We start from the raw sequence: 18,429 nt of genomic DNA on the forward strand, positions 1-18,429 counted from the left end.
TCAGCCGACGTGCAGCCAGCGAACCGGCGCCCCGTCCCCGGCGTACCGGAACGCCTCGAGCTCGTCGTCCCACGGACGACCGAGAAGCAGCGCCACCTCCTCCTCGAGTGCCGCGGCCCCCAGCTCGGCCTTGGCCATCGCCGCCTTCAGCCGCTCTTCGGGGACCATGATGTCGCCGTGGAGGCCGATCGCCGCGTGGAAGACGCCCAGCGACGGCGTGGACGAGAACCGCATGCCCTCGCTGCGCGCTGTCGCCTCCTCGGTGACCTCGAAGCGCAACCGGTCCCAGCTGCGCAGGGTCGACGTGAGCGTGGCCGCGAGACCGACCGGCCCCTGCCAGGACAGCTCGCAGCGGTAGGTGCCCTGCTCGGCCGGCTGCGGCGACCACGCCAAGGTCGCGGGCATGCCGACGACGCCTGCGACCGCCCACTCGACGTGTGGGCACATCGCCGACGGTGCGGAGTGAACGTACAGAACACCCCGGGTGGCGTTGCTCATCAGTGCCTCCTGGATCGAGATCCGCCTTCCCCAACGTCCTCGACGGCAGGCACTTCCCTCATTGTGCCGCATCGGGGGGCGACGCACCACGCCTGTTGTGGGTCGTGCCGCTCCGCGTGCAAGGATCGGATGGAACCGTCCCACGCTCGAAGGAGGATCCTGTGAAGGTCGCCATCGCCGGAGGACACGGCAAGATCGCCCTGCTGCTGGCCCGCCAGCTCACGGCAGCCGGTCACGAGGCCGTGAGCCTCATCCGCAAGCCCGAGCAGTCCGACGACGTCCGCGCCACCGGGGCGACGCCCGCGGTCCTCGACCTCGAGCACAGCACCGCGACGCAGGTCGCCGAGGCCCTCACGGGATGCGACGCCGCCGTCTTCGCCGCGGGCGCCGGGCCCGGCTCGACCATCGAGCGCAAGTGGGCGGTCGACCGCGACGCTGCTGTCCTCCTGGCGGCGGGAGCGCAGCTCGCAGGTGCCTACCGCTTCGTCGTGGTGTCGTCGATGGGCGCGGGCGAGGGCGATCCCGACAGTGACGACGTCTTCCAGGTCTATCTCGCCGCCAAGGGCCAGGCCGACGACGCCGTTCGAGAGAGCGGTCTCGACTGGACGATCGTGCGTCCCGGCGGGCTCACCGACGACCCCGGCACGGGCCGGGTCGCGGTGGGCGACCACGTGGGACGCGGCACGATCCCGCGGGCGGACGTCGCAGCGGTCCTGGTGGCGGTGCTCGAGGCCCCGTCCACGGCACGCACCACCTTCGAGCTCATCGGGGGTGACGTCCCGATCGACGAGGCGTTGGCCTCGCTGCCGCCGGGCCCGCCGGTCTGACGAGGTCTCCGTCCGGCCTCAGCTGCGGATCGTCGCGATGGCGGAGACGACGTACTCGCGCGGCCGGCTCTTGCCGGTGAAGGCGACCCGCATGCTGCTGTCGTCATCACCCGACCCGACGACGGTCACGTCGTGGCTCACCGCGACGATCTCTCCGCCGCCCTCGGCGGCGACGGTGTCCTGCAGGCGAACCGACACCTCGGCCATGGCGGTCTGGATGCTCGTGCTGGCCGACGAGACGGCATAGACCAGAGCCGTGCCTGCAGCGGTCGGTTCGTTCGACATGGATCGCGTCCTCCGGCAGGGTGAGGGCCCATCTCGGGGCCGCGTTGGTCACGCGCGGACGTCGGGCGTGTTGGCGCACCACCCTCGCGTCGCACGTGGGGCGGGTGGGGCTCGAACCCACGACCTGACGGATTATGAGTCCGCTGCTCTAACCGGCTGAGCTACCGCCCCGGGAAGGACAGCCTAGTGCGGCGAGGGAGGGCGCGAACAGCCCGGACAGGCCTACGATCGCGGGATGACAGACCTCCAGCGCGACGTTCCGCAGGCGCTCGAACCGCTCGACGAGAGCTGGTCCACCGCGCTCGCCGTCGTGGCCCACCCCGACGACATGGAGTTCGGCGCAGCCGCCGCCGTGGCGCGCTGGACCGGTCAGGGCAAACGTGTCGTCTACTGCATGGCGACCGCGGGCGAGGCGGGCATCGACGGCATGGAGCCCGAGACCACGAAAGAGGTCCGGACCGCCGAGGAGATCGAGTCCGCCCGGATCGTGGGCGTCGACACCGTCGAGTTCCTCGGTCTCCCTGACGGGACGATCGAGTACGGCGTGCCGCTGCGTCGTCTGATCGCCCAGATGGTCCGGACCCACCGACCGGAGATCGTGATCACCGGCAACTTCGACCAGTTCTTCCCCAACGGCATCCTGAACCAGGCAGACCACATCGCCGTCGGGCGGGCGACCCTCGACGCGGTGCGAGACGCCGGCAACCGCTGGGTCTTCCCCGAGCCAGGGCTGGAACCCTGGGGAGGCGTGCGTCAGGTCTGGGTGTCTGGCTCGCCGGGCGCTCGCCACGGCGTCGACATCACTGACACCTTCGATGCCGGTGTGGCGTCGTTGCGAGCGCACCAGGCCTATCTGGACGGGCTCGGCTGGGTGGACTTCGACCCGGCGGCATTCCTGGGGAGCATGGCCGAGCCGGCCGGCGCCCTCATGGGCACCCGGTATGCGGCGTCGTTCGAGGTGTTCTCCCTGGGGTTCCCCGACGACGACTGACGGAGGCTCCGGGACACGAGAAAGCGGCCTGACTGCGGAAGTCTCCGCCTGTCAGGCCGCTGCTTGCTCCCCCGACTGGACTCGAACCAGTAACCTGCCGGTTAACAGCCGGCTGCTCTGCCAATTGAGCTACAGGGGAACGCCCCGAAGGCGCGACCGCTAGCCTACCAAGCACGTCGCGGGCCGCCCAAACCGGGGTCGTCAGTCGTCGGACGCGAGCCCGAGGTCGGAACGCACCACCGCCAGCGCTCGGGCGGTCGCCTCCTTGACCGCGGCGTCCTCGGAGGAGAGGCCCCGGTCGAGCAGGTAGGAGAAGGTGACCGGACCCTGCCGGGTCGGGGATCGCCGTGCCACCACCGTCACCGCGTCGCGACCGTCACCGACCCGCTGGTGCGCGCGAGCGAGGATGCTCGCATCGACGCGCTCCCGGGCCAGCTCGACCAGCCGCCCCGACCCTTCCAAGGTGACGACGTCGCGTCGCAGGGCTCCCTCGTCCGCGGTGAGGACGGTGACGGTGGACGCCTCGGCGTCCCACGCGAGCGACTCCACCCGCTCCCACGGGATGCGCCGCCGGTCACCGTCACCGAGGTCGAGGTGCAGGGCGGCGTCCGTGCCCAGCTGCCAGGCGCCACGTAGGTCTTGCTGGGCAGCGAGCACCCGCTCACCGTGCTCGCGGGCGATGTCACGGCGGACCTGGCGGGGCAGGGTGGGGGCCATGTCCCCCATCATCGACCATCACCCTCCGAGCCCGGACACGGCGGGATGCGTCCGCAGCGCTCGCAGCACGCGTCGCTCGGTCGCCCGGACCCAGGCGGTGGTGCGCCCGAGCTCGTCGGCCACGGCGCGGGCCGTACGAGGACCGCCTCCGTCGAGCCCGAACCTGCGCTCCACCACCTCACGGTCGCCTTCGGGAAGCGTCCTCAGCGCCTCACGCACCGCTGCCTCGGCGGTGAGGTCACGGCTGGCGGCCCCCCCGACCACGGCCACGTCGAGACCCGCGGCGTCGAGAGACACGACTGGGGCATCGGCAGCCATCAGGCGCTCGACGACCGACACCGCGAGGCCCGTCCGAGCGGCGATCGCGGCAGGCGCGGGCACACGTCCGGCCTCGTGGACCAGCGCCTCCGCCGCCTCGCGGCACGAGACCGCGTCACGCTCAGCCCTCGGAGGCAGGCGCACGGCACGCCGAGTGCTCATGCCGTCGGACACGTGGCGGCGCACCCATGCGACGGCGTACGTCGAGAACCGCGTGCCGTGTGAAGGATCGAACCGGTCGACCGCGGCGATGAGACCCAGCGTCCCCTCCTGGACCAGGTCACCGAGAGGCACGCCACGGTGCTGGTGGGACCGTGCGAGCGCCACCACCAGCCTCATGTTGGCCAGGACGAGGTGCGAGCGTGCCCGCAGACCGATGTCGACGGTCTCCTCGAGGGCGACACGGTCGCCTGGAGGATCCTCGAGCGAGGTCAGCCGCGCAGCAGCGCGCCGCCCGGCGGCGCAGGCCTCAGCGAGGCGGCGTTCGTCCTCGGCGCTCAGCAGCGGTGTGCACGTCAATGCGCGCACCGGATCGAGTCTCAGCGGCACGGGGGCAGGAGGCATGCCCACAGTCTCGTGCCGGGGTCGCCGCCGTCGCGGGCCCGCGCACGGCCGCTGTGGACGGCGCCTGTCATGGCGACAGTGGGGACGAGGTCGCCGCGGGCTCGAGGGTGCTGGCGACTCAGGCCAGCGAGCCGCCGATGGCCCTCTCACGCAGCTGGCGGCGCTGCTGCTCGAGCGCCACCAGGTCGCCGAACATCGCGTTGTAGTCGGCCGTCGACTCCAGAGGATCGGTGCGCTGCAGCCTCGACTTGACCGCGGCGATCCTGCGCAGGATGGCGAGCTCCTGGACGCGGGCGGCGAGGGCGACGACGAGCGCGGCGTCAGGGACGCCCGACACCGGCAACGGGTCGACCGACAGATGGGCGAGCGTGCGCTGTGCCTGCGGGTCCCCGAGGCGGTCGCGAACCCGGGCGGCCCAGGCGTCGTCGGGCTTCGACGGCAGCCCTTCCGCCTTCGCCGCCGACCAGATCGCCGTCGCGTACGGGTGCGTGAAGACGTCGTCGTCGAGCGCGTCGGCGTACGGGGCGAGGAGGTGAGGGTGCTGGACGAGCACCTTCAGGAGCTCGCGCTCGTCGGTGAACCGCTGCTCCCCCAGGCTCGGCACCGGCGCCACAGGCTCGTCGGCCGCAGGACCCGACGTCGGGCTTGCCCCGTCGGTCACCCCTGCCTCGTCGGACCGGCCCGCGCCACGGCTGCTGCTCGTGCGCGTGGCGGGGCGCGGAGCGGGCCGGCGGCGGGCCTCACCCAGCTCGCGGCGGACCTCGTCGAGCTCGACGCCCACCGTGGAGGCGATCTCGCGGACGAACTGCTCGACCTTGCCCTGGTCGCGGACCGCCGAGACGAGCTCGACCGCCGATCGAAGGGCGTCGACCCGTTGGTCGGCGTGGTCGAGGTCATAACGGGCGACGACGTTGCGCAGCACGAAGCGGTAGAGCGGGATCCGGGACGCGACCAGCTCCTGCACCGCCGCGTCGCCCTGGTGGAGCCGTACGTCGCAGGGGTCCAGGCCGTCGGGCTGGACGGCTACGTAGGTCTGGGCGACGAACTGCGCGTCGCCCTCGAACGCGCGCATGGCGGCCTTCTGGCCCGCCTCGTCCCCGTCGAACGTGAAGATCACCTCACCGCGCATCGCCTCGTGGTCGAGGAGCAGCCGCCGGAGGACACGGGCGTGCTCCTCCCCGAACGCCGTGCCGCAGGTCGCCACCGCCGTGCCGACGCCGGCCTCGTGACAGGCCATGACGTCGGTGTAGCCCTCGACCACCACCGCCTGGCTGGACTTGGAAATCGCCTTGCGTGCGAGGTCGACCCCGTACAGGACCTGGCTCTTCTTGTAGAGCGGCGTCTCCGGGGTGTTGAGGTATTTCGCCTCGATCCGGTCGTCGTCGAAGAGGCGGCGCGCGCCGAAGCCCACCACGTCGCCGGACGCGTCGCGGATCGGCCACATCAGGCGGCCACGGAAGCGGTCGTACGGTCCGCGGTTGCCGCGGGCGACGAGGCCGGCGGCCACCAGGTCGTCGTCGGCGAACCCGCGCCCGCGGAGGTGCCGGTAGAGCGCCTCTCCGTCGCGAGGGGCGAACCCGACGCCGAAGCGTTCGGCCGCGTCGCGGGAGAACCCTCGCTCGGAGAGGAACTGGCGCCCCTTCACGGCGACCTTGTCGGACGCGAGCTGGTCGGAGTAGAACTCCTCTGCGGCGGCGTTGGCCGCGACCAGTCTCCCCCGCTGGGCGAAGTCCCGCTGCGGGCCTGCTGGACCATCGACGTAGGTCAGGGTGATCGCGTACTTGGCGGCCAGTCGCTCGACGGCCTCGCTGAAGCTGATCTGGTCGATCTTCTGGAGGAACGTGAAGACGTCACCGCCCTCTCCGCAGCCGAAGCAGTAGTACATCCCGCGCGACGGAGTGACGTTGAACGACGGCGACTTCTCGTCGTGGAACGGGCAGAGGCCCTTGCGGGAACCACCACCGGCGTTGCGCAGCGTCACGTACTGCTCGACGATCTCGTCGATCCGCGCACGCTCGCGCACTGCTGCGATGTCGTCCTCGCGGATCCGGCCTGCCACGCAGGCGAGTCTACGGTGCTCCCACGAGCCGGCCGCCGCCGTGCACGACGATGCCTAGAGCAGTCGTCGTCCCCAGGCGCGGGCCGAGTCGTCGGTGAGCGAGGCCACCTGGTCGACCACCACGCGCAGCCGCGACTCATCGGAGTCGGCCAACCGCAGATCGGCCGCGAACGGCGCCTCCAGCAGCTCCGGCCCCTTGGTGACCAGGACCTCGACGAGACCGGTGAGGAGGGTGCGCTGCTGCGCCAGCAGCTCGACTCTGGCGTCGTCACGCATGACGTAGTGCGCCGCGACCGCCTTCAGGACCGCGATCTCGTCGCGTGTCTCGTCGGGGACGACCAGGTCGGCCTCGTAGCGGGTCAGCGGGACCGACCCGTACGACGCACGGGTCGCGTCTCGCGCAGCCGCCGCGAAGCGTCCGACGAGCGCGCTCGTGAGTCCCTTGAGCGCGCCGAGCGAACGGCGGCTCCCGTCGTACGGCGAGGTGGGCCACTCGGGCATCGCGGTGAGCCGGGAGTACGCCGCGTCGAGCCGGCGGTCGGACGCGTCACGGACGTACCACTCGCGGACGGTCGACCAGATCACGTCGCGGTCGTCGGGGATGGCGAACAGGTCGACGCTGCCGGCGACGATCCCGTCCTCGACGTCGTGGACGCAGTAGGCGATGTCGTCGGAGAGGTCCATCACCTGGGCCTCCACGCAGCGGCGGTCGCCCGGGGCGTCGCGGCGGATCCAGCCGAAGACGGCGAGGTCGTCGTCGTAGACGCCGAACTTGCGCACCAGCCGCGGAGACCCGTCGCCGTGGGTCCCCTCCGGGACGGGCGCGGCGTCGCGGGTCCACGGGTACTTCGTGCAGGCGTCGAGCGTCGCCCGCGTGAGGTTGAGGCCGACGCTGACGCCGTGCGGGTCGAAGGTCTTGGCCTCCAGCCTGGTGAGGATCCGCAACGTCTGGGCGTTGCCCTCGAACCCCCCGCACGCCGCCGCCACCTCGTCGAGCGCGCGCTCGCCGTTGTGCCCGAACGGGGGATGACCGAGGTCGTGAGCCAGCGCGGCCGAGTCGACCACGTCGGGGTCGCAGCCCAGCGACTTCCCGAGCTCCCGGGCGACCTGCGCGACCTCGAGGGAGTGCGTCAGACGGTTGCGCACGAAGTCGTCGGTGCCGGGTCCGACCACCTGGGTCTTGGCGGCGAGACGACGTAGCGCCGCCGAGTGGAGGATGCGTGCCCGGTCACGCTCGAACGCGCTTCGGCCGGCCCGCTTGGGCGGCTCCGGCACGACCCTCTCGCGGGCCGATGCGGGGTAGGGCTCGCGCGAGGGGGCGGGCACGTCGGGCGGGGTCACGTCCACGAGCCTAGCGATCCGTCAGACCCTCTTGCGCATGCGTGCGGGAGGCCATACGTTTCGGAACGCCGTTCCACCGTCATCTCGGGAACGCGTCGGTCGGTGCCGTGTCCATCACCTCACGCACCAGGAGCACCGTTGAAGAACTCGTCACCGCGGCGTCTGCCGCGCCTGCTCGCCACTGCCGCCGGAGCCGTCGGCGCGATCGCCGCACTCCTCGTCGGCTCGCCGCCTCCGGCGTCGGCCGCCGTCGCCTGCTCGGGCTACTCCTCCTCCACCACCACCTGTGTCAGCTCCCCGATCACGGTCGGCGGCACGTCGTACGCCGCCGACTGGTACCTGCCCAACGGGACCGCCACCGGGCTGATGCTGGTCGAGCACGGCTTCAGCCGCAGCTGCAAGCACCTCCGCGGCACCAGCAAGGCGATCGCGCAGAAGGGCCTGATGGTCGTCTGCCTGAACGAGGACATGACAGCCGGCAACCCCGGGCTCGCCACGATCATCGGCAACGCCCTGGCCGACAGGGCCGTCGTCCCACCCAACGGCAAGCCCCTCCCCACGGCCTACATCGTCGGAGGCCACTCCGCGGGCGGGCACTTCGCCGCCCTCGTCGGGCAGCGACTCGCTCAGCGCGGCTACGCCGGGCTCAAGGGCGCCGTGCTCTTCGACCCGGTCGCGGCCGACGGGTTCACCGCCGCGCTCCAGGCGGTCTCTGCCGGCGGGTCGCGCCCGGTCCTGAGCATCGCTGCGCGCCCGAGCGTCATCAACCTCTTCAACAACTCGTTCGGTGCACTCACCTCGCTCGGCGCGGACTTCGTCGGTATCCAGCTGGTCTGGTCGAAGATCTCCCTGGGCACCCCGAGCGGCGGCAGCTGTCACATCGACAGCGAGGGCGAGAACACCGACTTCATCGGCGTGGCGGGAGCGCTCTGCAGCCCCAACGCCACGCAGACCGCCCGGCTGCGTGACTTCGCCTCGACCTGGGCGAAGGACCTCGCGACGGGCACACGCACGGCGTCGCACTACTGCACGGACGCCGACGTGGTCGCCACCTGCGGGTCGGTCGTGAGAGACCTCGTCGACCGGTCGCTGCCGCTCGCGGCACCGATCCGATGAGGTGACGTGTCCCCGCTGCCGGCCTCACCAGCGCCCGTTGCGCGGCCGGGGCTGGCAGCGGGGGCACGTGTACGACGAGCGGTTCATGAAGGAGTCGCGCCGGACGGGTGTCCCGCAGCGCGAGCACGGCTCGCCCTCCTGCCCATACACCTCCAGCGACCGCGAGAAGTAGCCGCTCTCGCCGTTCACCGCGACGTACAACGCGTCGAACGACGTGCCGCCTTGCGCGAGCGCCGCGGTCATCACCTCCCGTGAACCCTCGAGCACCCGCTGCGCCTCGGCCCGCCGGAGGGTGTCGGTGGGCCGGGCGTAGTGCAGCCGCGCGAGCCACAACGCCTCGTCGGCATAGATGTTGCCGATCCCCGAGACGAGCGTCTGGTCGAGCAGCGCACGCTTGAGCCCCGTCCGACGACGGCGCAACCGATCGACGAACTCCGCGTCGTCGAACGAGTCGTCGAGCGGGTCTCGCGCGATGTGCGCGATCTCGGAGGGGAGCTCGGCCCCGCCGTTACTGAGGGCCAGCCCGCCGAACATCCGCTGGTCCACGAACCGCAGCTGCACGCCGTCCTCCAGGTCGAGCACGACCCGGAGGTGTCGCTCTGTCGGGGCGTCCGGCGGCTGCACCAGGAACTGGCCGCTCATCCCCAGGTGCGCCAGGACTGCGTCGCCCGACTCCAGCGGCAGCCAGAGGTACTTGCCGCGACGTGAGGCTCCCAGCACGCGGTCGCCGGTGAGGCGCAGCGCGAAGTCCTCGGGCCCGGCGAGGTGGCGACGCACGGGGCGGGGGTGGAGCACCTCGACCCGCTCGATCCGGCGTCCCGACACGTGATCGGCGAGGCCACGCCGGACGACCTCGACCTCGGGAAGCTCAGGCATGGCTGGCCGACCGGCTCAGGAGTCGGCGCGTGACCTGGACGTGCCGGCGCCAGAACCTGCCGCGGCGGCCTCGGCCGACTCCGCGGCATCGACGACCTCGGCTGCCGGGGCGACGGTGCCGTCCTCATGATCGACCGCGTCGACGGTCGCCTTGATGGCCCGCCAGGCCGTCTCCGCGACCTGCTGCTCGGCTTCCTTCTTGGAGTGGCCGGTGCCCTCGCCGTAGACCTGCCCGCCCACGCGGACGTGGGCGGTGAAGGTCTTGTCGTGGTCGGGACCCTCCTCGGTGAGGCGGTACTCGGGCACGCCGAGGCGTCGGTCGGAGGAGAGCTCCTGAAGACTCGTCTTCCAGTCGAGGCCGGCGCCGAGCTCGGCAGCGCGCGCCATCACCGGGTCGAAGAGCCGGTGGACGACCGTGTCGGCGCCGCTGAACCCGTCCTGGAGGTAGACGGCCCCGATCACCGCCTCGACGGTGTCGGACAGGATCGAGGACTTGTCGCGACCACCGGTCGCCTCCTCGCCCCGCCCCAGCCTCAGGTAGGCGCCCAGCCCGAGCGTGCGAGCCACGTCGGCCAGCGCGCGGGCGTTGACGACCGCAGCTCGCAGCTTGGCGAGGCGGCCTTCGGGAAGGTCGGGGTGCGCGTTGTAGAGCGTGTCGGTGATCACCAGACCGAGAACGGCGTCCCCCAAGAACTCGAGCCGCTCGTTGTTGGGGATGCCGCCGTTCTCGTACGCGTACGACCGGTGCGTCAACGCCTGCGTCAGCAGCCCCGGCGCGAGGCCGGGCACGCCGAGGCGCTCCAGAAGGGCAGCGTTCGCTGCCCCGTCACCGTCGTCGACGACGTCGGACACGAGAGGCTTCTCAGACGACCTGGCGCAGCTCGCCGCGGGGACCGTACTGGCCGCAGTCCGGGCAAGCGCGGTGCGGCAGGTGCTTGGCGCGGCACGCCGGGTTGGCGCAGATCACGAGCTGAGGCGCGGAGGCCTTCCACTGCGAACGACGGTGGCGGGTGTTGCTGCGCGACATCTTGCGCTTCGGGACTGCCACTTCTACTCCTCGTTTGGGCCGGACTCACGCCCGGTCTGGTCCGTACCGCCCGCGGGGCGGTCGTTGCCTTGCTTCAGCTGGCTGAGCGCCGACCACCTCGGGTCGACGGCCTCGCCGTGTGTGTGCTCTGGGTCGTCCGCGAGCCGTGCTCCGCACTCGGCGCACAGTCCCGGACAGTCCGGGGCACACAACGGGTTGTGCGGAAGTGCGAGCACCACCGCGTCCCGCAGGACAGGCTCCAGGTCGAGCAGGTCTCCCTGGAGTCGGGCGATATCGTCCTCCTCGCCCTCGTCGTCATACACGTACAGCTCCTGAAGGTCGACGGTGACCTCACCGTCGATCTCCTGCAGGCAGCGTACGCACTCACCAGAGGTGTGCACCGAGGCGGTCCCTGTCAGCAGGATGCCTTCCATGACCGACTCGAGCCGGAGATCGAGATCGACGTCACTTCCCTCGGGCACGCCGAGCATGTCGACACCCATGCCCGCCGGAGCCTTCGCCGAGTAGGTGAACTCGCGCTGCGTTCCGGGTCGGCGCGCGATCTCGTGCGTGTCGAGAACGAACGGCGCCCGGGAGTCGAGCGTGGTCACACGTACTCCTTAAAGGCATGGCGAGGTGCGGCCCAGTTGCAGGCCACGGACCAGGATAGCGAACCCACCCACGCGAGCGCGAACCCGCATGCGCGGGTGGCCCGCCGGGCGCCAGGCCCCGCGGGCTACCCCTCGGCGGCGAGCTTGCGCTCGAGTGCCGCGAGGACTACCGGCGGCACGTGCGGAGACACGTCTCCCCCGTGTCGCGCGACCTCCTTGACGAGGCTGGAGGCGAGGAAGGAGTATTCCGGGCTGGTCGGCATGAACAGCGTGTCCACCCGGGCCAGCGTGGAGTTCATCTGGGCCATCTGGAGCTCGTAGTCGAAGTCGGAGACCGCCCGGAGACCCTTCACGACCGCCTGGATGCCGTGGGCGGTGCAGAAGTCGACGAGCAGCCCGGAGAACGTCATCACCCGGACGTTGGCGAGATCGCCCAGCACCTCCTCGAGGAGCGCGACCCGCTCGGCCGTGTTGAACATCACCCGCTTGGAGTCGTTGATCCCCACCGCGACGACAACCTCGTCGAAGAGATGGGACGTGCGGGCGACGATGTCGACGTGCCCGAGCGTCACCGGGTCGAAGGATCCGGGGCAGACGGCCCTACTCATGCGGCCGACCGTACCAAAGCGTCGTCTCGCCATAACGGCGGTCTCCGAGCGGCTCGACGGCCTCGGGCCACGCGAACGCGCCGTCGCGGGTGGAGCGCTCGACGACCACGATGCCGTCGCTCGACCACCATCTCTGGGACGTCACCACCGCGACCACGGCACTGACCTCGTCGTTCGGCACGTCGTACGGAGGGTCGAGGACGAGGAGGTCGTACGGCGCCGGCGGCGGCGTCCGGACGAACGAGCGCACCTTCTCCGCCACGACGTCGACGGCGCCGGAGACCCCCAGCTCACGCGCGTTGCGGCGGATCACCTGCGCCGTACGCCGGTCGGCCTCGACAAGCGTCGCGTGGACCGCCCCACGCGAGACCGCCTCGAGGCCGAGAGCGCCCGACCCGGCGTACAGGTCGAGCACCCGTACGCCGTCGAACCCGCCGAGCCGCGTCTCCAGCGCGGAGAACATCGCCTCGCGCACACGGTCGGAGGTCGGCCGCGTCGCGGAGCCGGGCGGGGTCGCCAGCCGCCGGCCGCCGAGCGCGCCCGCGATGATCCGTGTCATGAACGCCCTCGCTCGTCGATCTCCAGGTCCCGCAGCGCGAACCGGAGATGTTCCCACTCCTCGTTGAGGACGACGTGCAGGCACTGCAGCACGCTCACCCTGACTGTCGGCCTCCACGGGTCGACGCGTGGCTGGGCGAGGAGCTCGTGAGTCACGTGGTCGAGGAACTCTCTGACCAGCGCCTGGTGCTCGCCACGGACCGCGAGGATCTCCTCGTACGAGGTCGGCTCGCGGAAGATGGTGACGTCGCCGCCGGTGTCGGCGAACTCGGCGAACGGCTGGCCGATCGGGTGGTACGGCTGCTGCTCCCCGAAGATCGCGCCCTTCAGCCACACGTCCGTCGCCATGACGAGGTGGCGGAGGGTCTGGGCGAACGTCCACTCGCCGTCGACCGAGACGCCCCCGCGCCCGCGCGCCGTGACGAGCGCCTCGGCCCACGCGGCCTCCACGGCCGACCAGGCCTCGCGCAGCCCGTCGGGATCGGTCGCGTCCTTGAGCTCACGACCGGGGAAGCGCTTGGCAAGCTCGCTCTCAACGTAGGGCGCGACGTCGATCCCGTTGACGAAGAGCGGACCGTCGGCGAGGTCGGGCGTGTCGAGATCCATCCCCGCGACGTAGACCCCGCGCATCACCACATCGGCCAGGTCGGAGCGGAGGACCCTCGCCCCCGACAGGTCTTCGTCGACGAACTCCCTGCGCTCACCCGTCATGTCTTCTCCAGGTAGTCGGCCTGCGTGCTGTCCTCGAGCTCGCGCACCACCGCGGCCAGCGCCGCGTGGGCCGCGAGCGACGGGTCGTCGGCCACCACCTCGGCCGCGTCCTCTCGCGCGTCGGAGATCACCTGCTCGTCGCGCACGACCGAGAGCAGCCGCAGACTCGACCGGACCCCGGACTGGCGAGCCCCGAGCACGTCTCCCTCGCGCCGCATCTCCACGTCGAGGCGCGACAGGGCGAAGCCGTCCGACGTCGCGGCGACGGCGTCGAGGCGCTCGCGCGCGGCGCTCCCGACGGGCGCGCCCGTCACCAGCAGGCAGAGCCCGGCGTGCGCGCCGCGGCCGACGCGTCCGCGGAGCTGGTGGAGCTGAGAGACGCCGAAGCGATCGGCGTCCATGATCACCATCGCGGTCGCGTTGGGGACGTCGACGCCGACCTCGATCACCGTGGTGGCGACGAGGACGTCGATCTCACCCGCTGCGAAGGCGCGCATCACCGCCTCCTTGTCCTCGGCTGCCATCCGGCCGTGCAGCGCCGCGGTCCGCAGACCGGCCAGCGGCCCGTCTCGGAGCAGCTCGTGCAGCGCGAGGACGGAGGTCAGGGGGCGTGCGGACTCGTCCTCGGCGGGCTCGAGCTCCGCGCCGTCCTCGGAGGCGTCCGCGCGGTCGCCGCCGTCGCCGATACGCGGACACACGACGTACGCCTGGCGTCCGTCGGCGACCTCCTCACGCAGTCTCTCCCACGTCCGGTCCACCCACGCCGGCCTCTCCGCGACCGGCACCACCGTCGTCTGAATCGGCTGCCTGCCCCGCGGCAGCTCGGTCAGGGTGGAGGTGTCGAGATCTCCGAAGACGGTCATCGCCACGGTCCGCGGGATCGGTGTCGCCGTCATCACCAGCAGGTGCGGCGCATCGACGCCCTTGGCGGTCAGCGCCGCTCGCTGCTCCACGCCGAACCGGTGCTGCTCGTCGACCACGACGAGCCCGAGCTCGGCGAGCTGCACCTTGTCCTCGAGCAGAGCGTGGGTGCCGACGAGGATCCCCGCCTCTCCCGACGCCGCGTCGAGGAGCGCCTCACGTCGGGCCTTCTGGCCCATCGAGCCGGTCAGGAGACGCACCCGGGTCGCGGCGTCGGCCGACCCCAGCATCCCCGCCTGAGCCATCGGTCCGAGCATCTCCACCATCGACCGGTGGTGCTGCTGTGCGAGCACCTCCGTCGGCGCGAGCAGCACTGCTTGTCCACCGGTGTCGACCACCTGGAGCATCGCGAGCAGCGCCACGACCGTCTTGCCGGAGCCGACCTCGCCCTGAAGCAGCCGTTGCATCGGCTGGTCGCGGTCGAGGTCTGCCTCGATCTGGGCCGCGACCTCCTGCTGCCCGGCGGTGAGCGCGAACGGCAGCTGCGCCTCGAACCGGTCGCGGAGCCCGTCGGCCACGTGCGGGCGCCTGGTCGCCGGCGCCGACGACAGCGCGTGCCGGCGGACGGCCAAGGTGGTCTGGAGGACGAACGCCTCCTCGTACTTCAGGCGCTCCCGCGCCCGCTGGTAGTCCTCGAGCTCGCGGGGACGGTGGACGTCCTCGTACGCGGTCCTCAGGTCGACGAGCCCGCGCCGGCGGCGTACGGGCTCGGGGACGGGGTCGTCGACCTCGTCGAGCGCGTCCAGCACGATCGCCACCGTCTTCTCGATCGTCCACGACGACACCGCCTGGGTGGCGGGATAGATCGGCACGATCGTGCCGGCGTACTCCTCGGCCTCGTCCCGCGCCTCCTCCTCCGATCCGGTGGGACGGATCTCCGGGTGCAGCAGCTGCTTGCGGCCACGGAACTCGCCCACCTTGCCCGCGAACATGCCGAGGGTGCCCGGGCGCAGGCGTTGCGCGATCCACGGCTGACGGAAGAACGTGAGCACGAGCTCGCCGGTGCCGTCGGTGACGACAACCTCGCTGCGGACGTTCTTGCCGCCGGGCCGCCCGCCCCCTTTGGGCCGGAACGGGTACTCCTTGACGTGCACCACACGGGCGAGGACGGTGACGTGCTCGTCGACGCGCAGCGCGGCGAGGTCGGTCAGCGACCCCCGCTCGGCCAGACGTCTCGGGTAGTGGCGGAGCAGGTCGCCGACGGTCGTGACGTCGAAGCTCCGCTCGAACGCGTCGGCGGTGCGCGCGCCGACGACGTTGGCGAGCCTGGTCCGTGGTCCGACGCCCACTACTCGACCGCCACCAGCAGCGGGTAGCGCTCCTGCCCGCCGTCGTACACGACCAGCTCGACGTCGGGTCGCCGCGCCCGCAGCCAGCGTTCGACCCGCGGCACCACGTCGTCGTCGAGCCCGGCGCCGGTGACGAGCGTGACCAGCTCGGCGCGCCCGGTGATGAGGCGGTCGAGCACCTGGCGTACGACGTCGGCCTGCTCGTCGCCGATGATCGAGAACTCGGCGTCGACGACGCCGAGCACGTCACCGACCAGGCAGGGACCTGCCATCGTCATCCCGGACTCGGTCGCGACCGTGATGGCGCCGTGCTGGGTCCCGCGGGCCGCACTGGTCATCGCCACCACGTCGTCGTCGAACGGGTGACCCGGCTCGTGGACGGCGACCGCGGCGAGCCCCTGCACCTGCGTCCACGACGGGATCACGGTGGCATGCACGCCAGCCTCGCGGGCCTGGGAGGCGGCCGCGTCGCAGACGGCACGGAAGTCGCGGCTGTTGGGCAGCACGATGACGTCGTCGGCCCCGCAGTCGAGGATCGTGTCGAGGACGGTGCTGACAGCGAGCGGACCGCCGGGCACCGTGGTGACCACCACCGCGCCGGCATCGCTGAACAGGGAGGCGAGTCCTGGCCCGGCCGCGACGGCGACGACGGCCCGGCTGCCGGAGGTGCTCGCACGGACGCCAGCCTGCTCGGCGAAGTGGGTGACGGAGATCCGGTACGGCCGTCCGGCATCGAGCCCTGCCTCGATCGCCGCACCGACGTCGTCGACGTGGACGTGGACGTTCCACAGACGGTCGCCGCCGACCACCACGAGACAGTCCCCCAGGCCGTCCAGGCGCGAGCGCAGCGCGGGGACGGCCGCGTCGTCGGCCTCCAGCAGGTACATCACCTCGTACGACGGCCCCGCACCGTCGAGGGTGTGGGGGCCGGTGTCGTCGACGAGCGGTCGCGGGAGGTCGGCCGCCGGCTCGGGGTCGGGGACGAAGCGGCCGGTGATCAGGTGCTCGGTGGTGTCGAGCACGACGACCAGCGCACGTCCCCCGGCATCGACCACGCCGGCACGGGCGAGGCGGTCCAGCTGCTCGGGCGTCCGCAGCAGCGCCTCGCGAGCCGCCGCCGCGGACGCGCTGACCATGGCGGCCAGGTCTCCCTCGGCCGCGACGACGTCCTGCGCCGCCTCGGCCGCCCGACAGGCGACGGTGAGGATCGTGCCCTCGACCGGGTGGCCGACCGCCGCGTACGCCGCCGCCGAGGCCTTGCTCATCGCATCGGCGAGGCTGGCTGCCGACACCTCCGCACCCTCGGAGTCGGCCAGCACCGGCAGCGCGGCGCGGAGCAGCTGGGCCATGATCACGCCGGAGTTGCCCCGCGCGCCGAGCAGCGCACCGTCGACGTAGTCGCGCACGACCGTCGGGAGTGGCGCGTCGTGGTCCAGGGCGGAGACGATCGCCTGCGCCGCGGCCTCGAAGGTGACGTAGACGTTGGTCCCCGTGTCCCCATCGGGGACCGGGAAGACGTTGAGCGCGTCGATCTCGGCGCGCGCTGCGCCGAGAGCCTCGGTGCAGGCCCGCGCCCAGGTGGCGAAGGACTCCGAGGAGACGTGCGTCGTCATGGTCTGAGAGACTATCCCTGGGCAGGCCCGCACCGTGAGCGACAAGGCCGATTGGCTCCGGCCTTGCTCGATCAGATAATCTTGATCTTTGGTATCCCCCCTTCGACTCAACCGGGAGTGTTCGCTGTGGCTGCAGTCTGCGACGTGTGCGGCAAGAAGCCGGGTTTCGGCAACAACAAGCCGTGGTCGCGCAAGCGCACGCGGCGTCGTTTCGACCCCAACATCCAGCGCGTGCGTGCGGTCGTCGGTGCGACTCCGAAGCGCATGAACGTGTGCACCGGATGCCTCAAGGCCGGCAAGGTCAGCCGCTGACCGGATCGCCGGTCGGTCGCCGCTGACGCTGCGACCCCGCGTCCTCGCACGACGAGGCGGGCAACACCCTCTGGGTGGGCCCGCCTCTTTGGCGTCCCCCCTCGGCGCGTGGCGGCTCAGCGGTAGTGCTCGTGTCCTTCCGGGCCGTCCCACGCAGCACCGTCCACCGTGACGTCACCCTCGCCGTCCACGACCCGCCCGACGATGGTCCAGCCCTCCGGTGCACCCCGGTCTGCAGGAAAGGTCGCGGCCAAGGTGTGGTCGTCTCCACCGGTGAGCAGGAACCCCAGCGGATCGGCGTTGGTCGCCGCCGCCACGTCCGCGATCGGGTCCGGGACATCGAAGGCCGAGCCCACCAGCGCGATGCCGACGCCGCTCGACGTCGCCACGTGGCCGAGGTCTGCCAGCAGGCCGTCGCTGACGTCGATCATCGCCGTCGCTCCGTGCGCCGCGGCACGCGGTCCCTCGTCGTACGGGGGCTCGGGCCGCCGGTACGCCTCGACGAGCACCCTCGGGGACCGGAACCCACGCGCGAGGACGTGGAGACCCGCCCCCGCCCACCCGAGTCGGCCCGTGATCGCGACGAGGTCGCCGGGGCGAGCACCCGAGCGGAGGACCGGCGCCTGCGCGGACTCCCCCAGCACCGTGATCGCCAGGGTGACGGCGTCGGCGGCAGTCACGTCGCCGCCGACGACCTCCGCGCCCACGAGCGCGGCCTCCTCGACGATCCCCCGGGTCAGGTCCTCCGCCCACACGGTCTCGAGGTCTCCGGGAGCGGCGAAGCCCACGGTGAGCGCCGTGGCGACACCGCCCATCGCCATGACGTCGGCGAGGTTGGCCGCGGCCGCCCGGCGGCCCACGTCGTAGGGCTCGGCCCAGTCCCTGCGGAAGTGACGGCCCTCGACGAGCATGTCGGTCGAGACGAGCACCGAGCCCGCCCCGACGCGGACGGACGCGCAGTCGTCCCCCGGCCCGACGATGACCCGGCTCGACAGTGGTTCACGGACTACCCGGGCGATCAGCCCGAACTCGCCGAGCTCGCCGATGGTCCGCCCGCCGCTCGTCTCCGCGCGTGTCGTGTCCATCTGCCCATCCTGTCATCGCAGTCGCACCGCGACCCCGCCGCCGCGGCCGCGGCCGCGCGATCCCTCAGCGTCACGACGCCGTCACGATCCTGTAGCGTGTCG

At 71.8% G+C, this 18,429-nt stretch carries 20 protein-coding genes and 2 tRNA genes; 4 read left to right on the plus strand and 18 right to left on the minus strand.

Going from position 1 to position 18,429, the window contains the following annotated elements; all coding sequences use genetic code 11:
- Positions 1 to 498 (minus strand): DUF3145 domain-containing protein, encoded by a 498-nt coding sequence (locus KV097_RS10540; protein WP_220344259.1) that lies wholly within the window; start codon positions 496 to 498, stop codon positions 1 to 3.
- Positions 499 to 659: 161 nt separating this feature from the next.
- Here KV097_RS10540 and KV097_RS10545 point away from each other — a divergent pair, with 161 nt between their 5' ends.
- A complete protein-coding gene (locus KV097_RS10545) occupies positions 660 to 1,325 on the plus strand; it encodes an SDR family oxidoreductase (RefSeq protein ID WP_220344258.1) in 666 nt (221 codons plus the stop codon).
- Between the two features lie 18 nt (positions 1,326 to 1,343).
- On the opposite strand, the gene KV097_RS10550 is transcribed toward KV097_RS10545, so the two are convergent.
- Together KV097_RS10550 and KV097_RS10555 are read right to left on the minus strand one after the other, a co-directional pair.
- Entirely contained in the window at positions 1,344 to 1,610 is a 267-nt protein-coding gene (locus KV097_RS10550; RefSeq protein WP_220344257.1) for a hypothetical protein, read from the minus strand.
- Positions 1,611 to 1,706: 96 nt separating this feature from the next.
- Positions 1,707 to 1,781: transfer RNA gene (locus tag KV097_RS10555), tRNA-Ile, on the minus strand.
- A 64-nt stretch (positions 1,782 to 1,845) separates the two neighbouring features.
- Here KV097_RS10555 and KV097_RS10560 point away from each other — a divergent pair.
- On the plus strand, positions 1,846 to 2,601 hold the full coding sequence (locus KV097_RS10560) for a PIG-L deacetylase family protein (RefSeq protein ID WP_220344256.1): 756 nt from the start codon (positions 1,846 to 1,848) through the stop codon (positions 2,599 to 2,601).
- A 66-nt stretch (positions 2,602 to 2,667) separates the two neighbouring features.
- Here KV097_RS10560 and KV097_RS10565 read toward each other — a convergent pair.
- The 5 genes from KV097_RS10565 to KV097_RS10585 form a co-directional block, all read right to left on the minus strand.
- Positions 2,668 to 2,740: transfer RNA gene (locus KV097_RS10565), tRNA-Asn, on the minus strand.
- A gap of 62 nt (positions 2,741 to 2,802) precedes the next feature.
- The gene (locus KV097_RS10570) at positions 2,803 to 3,318 is read right to left on the minus strand and encodes a hypothetical protein (protein WP_220344255.1); all 516 of its coding nucleotides are present in this window, start codon (positions 3,316 to 3,318) and stop codon (positions 2,803 to 2,805) included.
- Between the two features lie 18 nt (positions 3,319 to 3,336).
- Positions 3,337 to 4,200: a sigma-70 family RNA polymerase sigma factor gene (locus KV097_RS10575; RefSeq protein ID WP_220346595.1), complete on the minus strand. Its 864-nt coding sequence runs from the start codon at positions 4,198 to 4,200 to the stop codon at positions 3,337 to 3,339.
- Positions 4,201 to 4,318: 118 nt separating this feature from the next.
- Positions 4,319 to 6,259 (minus strand): DNA primase, encoded by a 1,941-nt coding sequence (gene dnaG, locus KV097_RS10580; protein WP_220365834.1) that lies wholly within the window; start codon positions 6,257 to 6,259, stop codon positions 4,319 to 4,321.
- A 54-nt stretch (positions 6,260 to 6,313) separates the two neighbouring features.
- The gene (locus tag KV097_RS10585; protein ID WP_301021765.1) at positions 6,314 to 7,600 is read right to left on the minus strand and encodes a deoxyguanosinetriphosphate triphosphohydrolase; all 1,287 of its coding nucleotides are present in this window, start codon (positions 7,598 to 7,600) and stop codon (positions 6,314 to 6,316) included.
- A gap of 138 nt (positions 7,601 to 7,738) precedes the next feature.
- Between KV097_RS10585 and KV097_RS10590 the strand changes: the two genes are divergently transcribed.
- Positions 7,739 to 8,716 carry an alpha/beta hydrolase fold domain-containing protein gene (locus KV097_RS10590; RefSeq protein ID WP_220346593.1) on the plus strand — a complete coding sequence of 326 codons (978 nt, stop codon included), beginning with the start codon at positions 7,739 to 7,741 and terminating at the stop codon, positions 8,714 to 8,716.
- A gap of 24 nt (positions 8,717 to 8,740) precedes the next feature.
- On the opposite strand, the gene mutM is transcribed toward KV097_RS10590, so the two are convergent.
- The 9 genes from mutM to KV097_RS10635 all read right to left on the minus strand — a co-directional run bounded on the left by mutM (position 8,741) and on the right by KV097_RS10635 (position 16,930).
- Positions 8,741 to 9,592 carry a bifunctional DNA-formamidopyrimidine glycosylase/DNA-(apurinic or apyrimidinic site) lyase gene (gene mutM / locus KV097_RS10595; protein WP_220344251.1) on the minus strand — a complete coding sequence of 284 codons (852 nt, stop codon included), beginning with the start codon at positions 9,590 to 9,592 and terminating at the stop codon, positions 8,741 to 8,743.
- 15 nt (positions 9,593 to 9,607) lie between these two features.
- Positions 9,608 to 10,444, minus strand: coding sequence for a ribonuclease III (gene rnc / locus KV097_RS10600; RefSeq protein ID WP_220344250.1), 837 nt, complete (start codon positions 10,442 to 10,444; stop codon positions 9,608 to 9,610).
- Positions 10,445 to 10,454: 10 nt separating this feature from the next.
- Entirely contained in the window at positions 10,455 to 10,640 is a 186-nt protein-coding gene (rpmF, locus tag KV097_RS10605; RefSeq protein ID WP_220344249.1) for a 50S ribosomal protein L32, read from the minus strand.
- A 2-nt stretch (positions 10,641 to 10,642) separates the two neighbouring features.
- Entirely contained in the window at positions 10,643 to 11,230 is a 588-nt protein-coding gene (locus tag KV097_RS10610) for a DUF177 domain-containing protein (RefSeq protein WP_220344248.1), read from the minus strand.
- Positions 11,231 to 11,355: 125 nt separating this feature from the next.
- Positions 11,356 to 11,838, minus strand: a complete 483-nt coding sequence (gene coaD, locus KV097_RS10615; protein WP_220344247.1) for a pantetheine-phosphate adenylyltransferase — start codon at positions 11,836 to 11,838, stop codon at positions 11,356 to 11,358.
- A complete protein-coding gene (gene rsmD / locus KV097_RS10620) occupies positions 11,831 to 12,397 on the minus strand; it encodes a 16S rRNA (guanine(966)-N(2))-methyltransferase RsmD (protein WP_220346592.1) in 567 nt (188 codons plus the stop codon). The genes coaD and rsmD overlap by 8 nt, the downstream gene beginning before the upstream one ends.
- A complete protein-coding gene (locus tag KV097_RS10625) occupies positions 12,394 to 13,107 on the minus strand; it encodes a DinB family protein (protein WP_220365835.1) in 714 nt (237 codons plus the stop codon). The genes rsmD and KV097_RS10625 overlap by 4 nt, the downstream gene beginning before the upstream one ends.
- Positions 13,104 to 15,317, minus strand: a complete 2,214-nt coding sequence (gene recG, locus KV097_RS10630; RefSeq protein WP_220365836.1) for an ATP-dependent DNA helicase RecG — start codon at positions 15,315 to 15,317, stop codon at positions 13,104 to 13,106. Before recG ends, KV097_RS10625 begins: the two co-directional genes overlap by 4 nt.
- The gene (locus KV097_RS10635; protein WP_220365837.1) at positions 15,317 to 16,930 is read right to left on the minus strand and encodes a DAK2 domain-containing protein; all 1,614 of its coding nucleotides are present in this window, start codon (positions 16,928 to 16,930) and stop codon (positions 15,317 to 15,319) included. Before KV097_RS10635 ends, recG begins: the two co-directional genes overlap by 1 nt.
- A 126-nt stretch (positions 16,931 to 17,056) precedes the next feature.
- Between KV097_RS10635 and rpmB the strand changes: the two genes are divergently transcribed.
- Positions 17,057 to 17,242, plus strand: a complete 186-nt coding sequence (gene rpmB, locus KV097_RS10640) for a 50S ribosomal protein L28 (protein WP_220344242.1) — start codon at positions 17,057 to 17,059, stop codon at positions 17,240 to 17,242.
- Between the two features lie 116 nt (positions 17,243 to 17,358).
- Here the strand turns inward: rpmB and KV097_RS10645 are convergent, their stop codons facing one another.
- Entirely contained in the window at positions 17,359 to 18,327 is a 969-nt protein-coding gene (locus KV097_RS10645) for a thiamine-phosphate kinase (protein WP_220365838.1), read from the minus strand.
- Positions 18,328 to 18,429: the final 102 nt, after the last annotated feature.

The sequence above is a fragment of the Mumia sp. zg.B17 genome (assembly GCF_019550915.1).
In the GTDB taxonomy this organism is placed as follows: domain Bacteria; phylum Actinomycetota; class Actinomycetes; order Propionibacteriales; family Nocardioidaceae; genus Mumia.

Excerpts from the sequence above, each read along its gene's own strand:
- KV097_RS10540 (WP_220344259.1), bottom strand. The coding sequence starts at position 498 with ATGAGCAACGCCACCCGGGGTGTTCTGTACGTTCACTCCGCACCGTCG.
- KV097_RS10550 (WP_220344257.1), bottom strand. The coding sequence starts at position 1,610 with ATGTCGAACGAACCGACCGCTGCAGGCACGGCTCTGGTCTATGCCGTC.
- KV097_RS10560 (WP_220344256.1), top strand. The coding sequence starts at position 1,846 with ATGACAGACCTCCAGCGCGACGTTCCGCAGGCGCTCGAACCGCTCGAC.
- KV097_RS10570 (WP_220344255.1), bottom strand. The coding sequence starts at position 3,318 with ATGGCCCCCACCCTGCCCCGCCAGGTCCGCCGTGACATCGCCCGCGAG.
- KV097_RS10575 (WP_220346595.1), bottom strand. The coding sequence starts at position 4,200 with ATGCCTCCTGCCCCCGTGCCGCTGAGACTCGATCCGGTGCGCGCATTG.
- mutM (WP_220344251.1), bottom strand. The coding sequence starts at position 9,592 with ATGCCTGAGCTTCCCGAGGTCGAGGTCGTCCGGCGTGGCCTCGCCGAT.
- coaD (WP_220344247.1), bottom strand. The coding sequence starts at position 11,838 with ATGAGTAGGGCCGTCTGCCCCGGATCCTTCGACCCGGTGACGCTCGGG.
- rsmD (WP_220346592.1), bottom strand. The coding sequence starts at position 12,397 with ATGACACGGATCATCGCGGGCGCGCTCGGCGGCCGGCGGCTGGCGACC.
- KV097_RS10625 (WP_220365835.1), bottom strand. The coding sequence starts at position 13,107 with ATGACGGGTGAGCGCAGGGAGTTCGTCGACGAAGACCTGTCGGGGGCG.
- KV097_RS10635 (WP_220365837.1), bottom strand. The coding sequence starts at position 16,930 with ATGACGACGCACGTCTCCTCGGAGTCCTTCGCCACCTGGGCGCGGGCC.
- KV097_RS10645 (WP_220365838.1), bottom strand. The coding sequence starts at position 18,327 with ATGGACACGACACGCGCGGAGACGAGCGGCGGGCGGACCATCGGCGAG.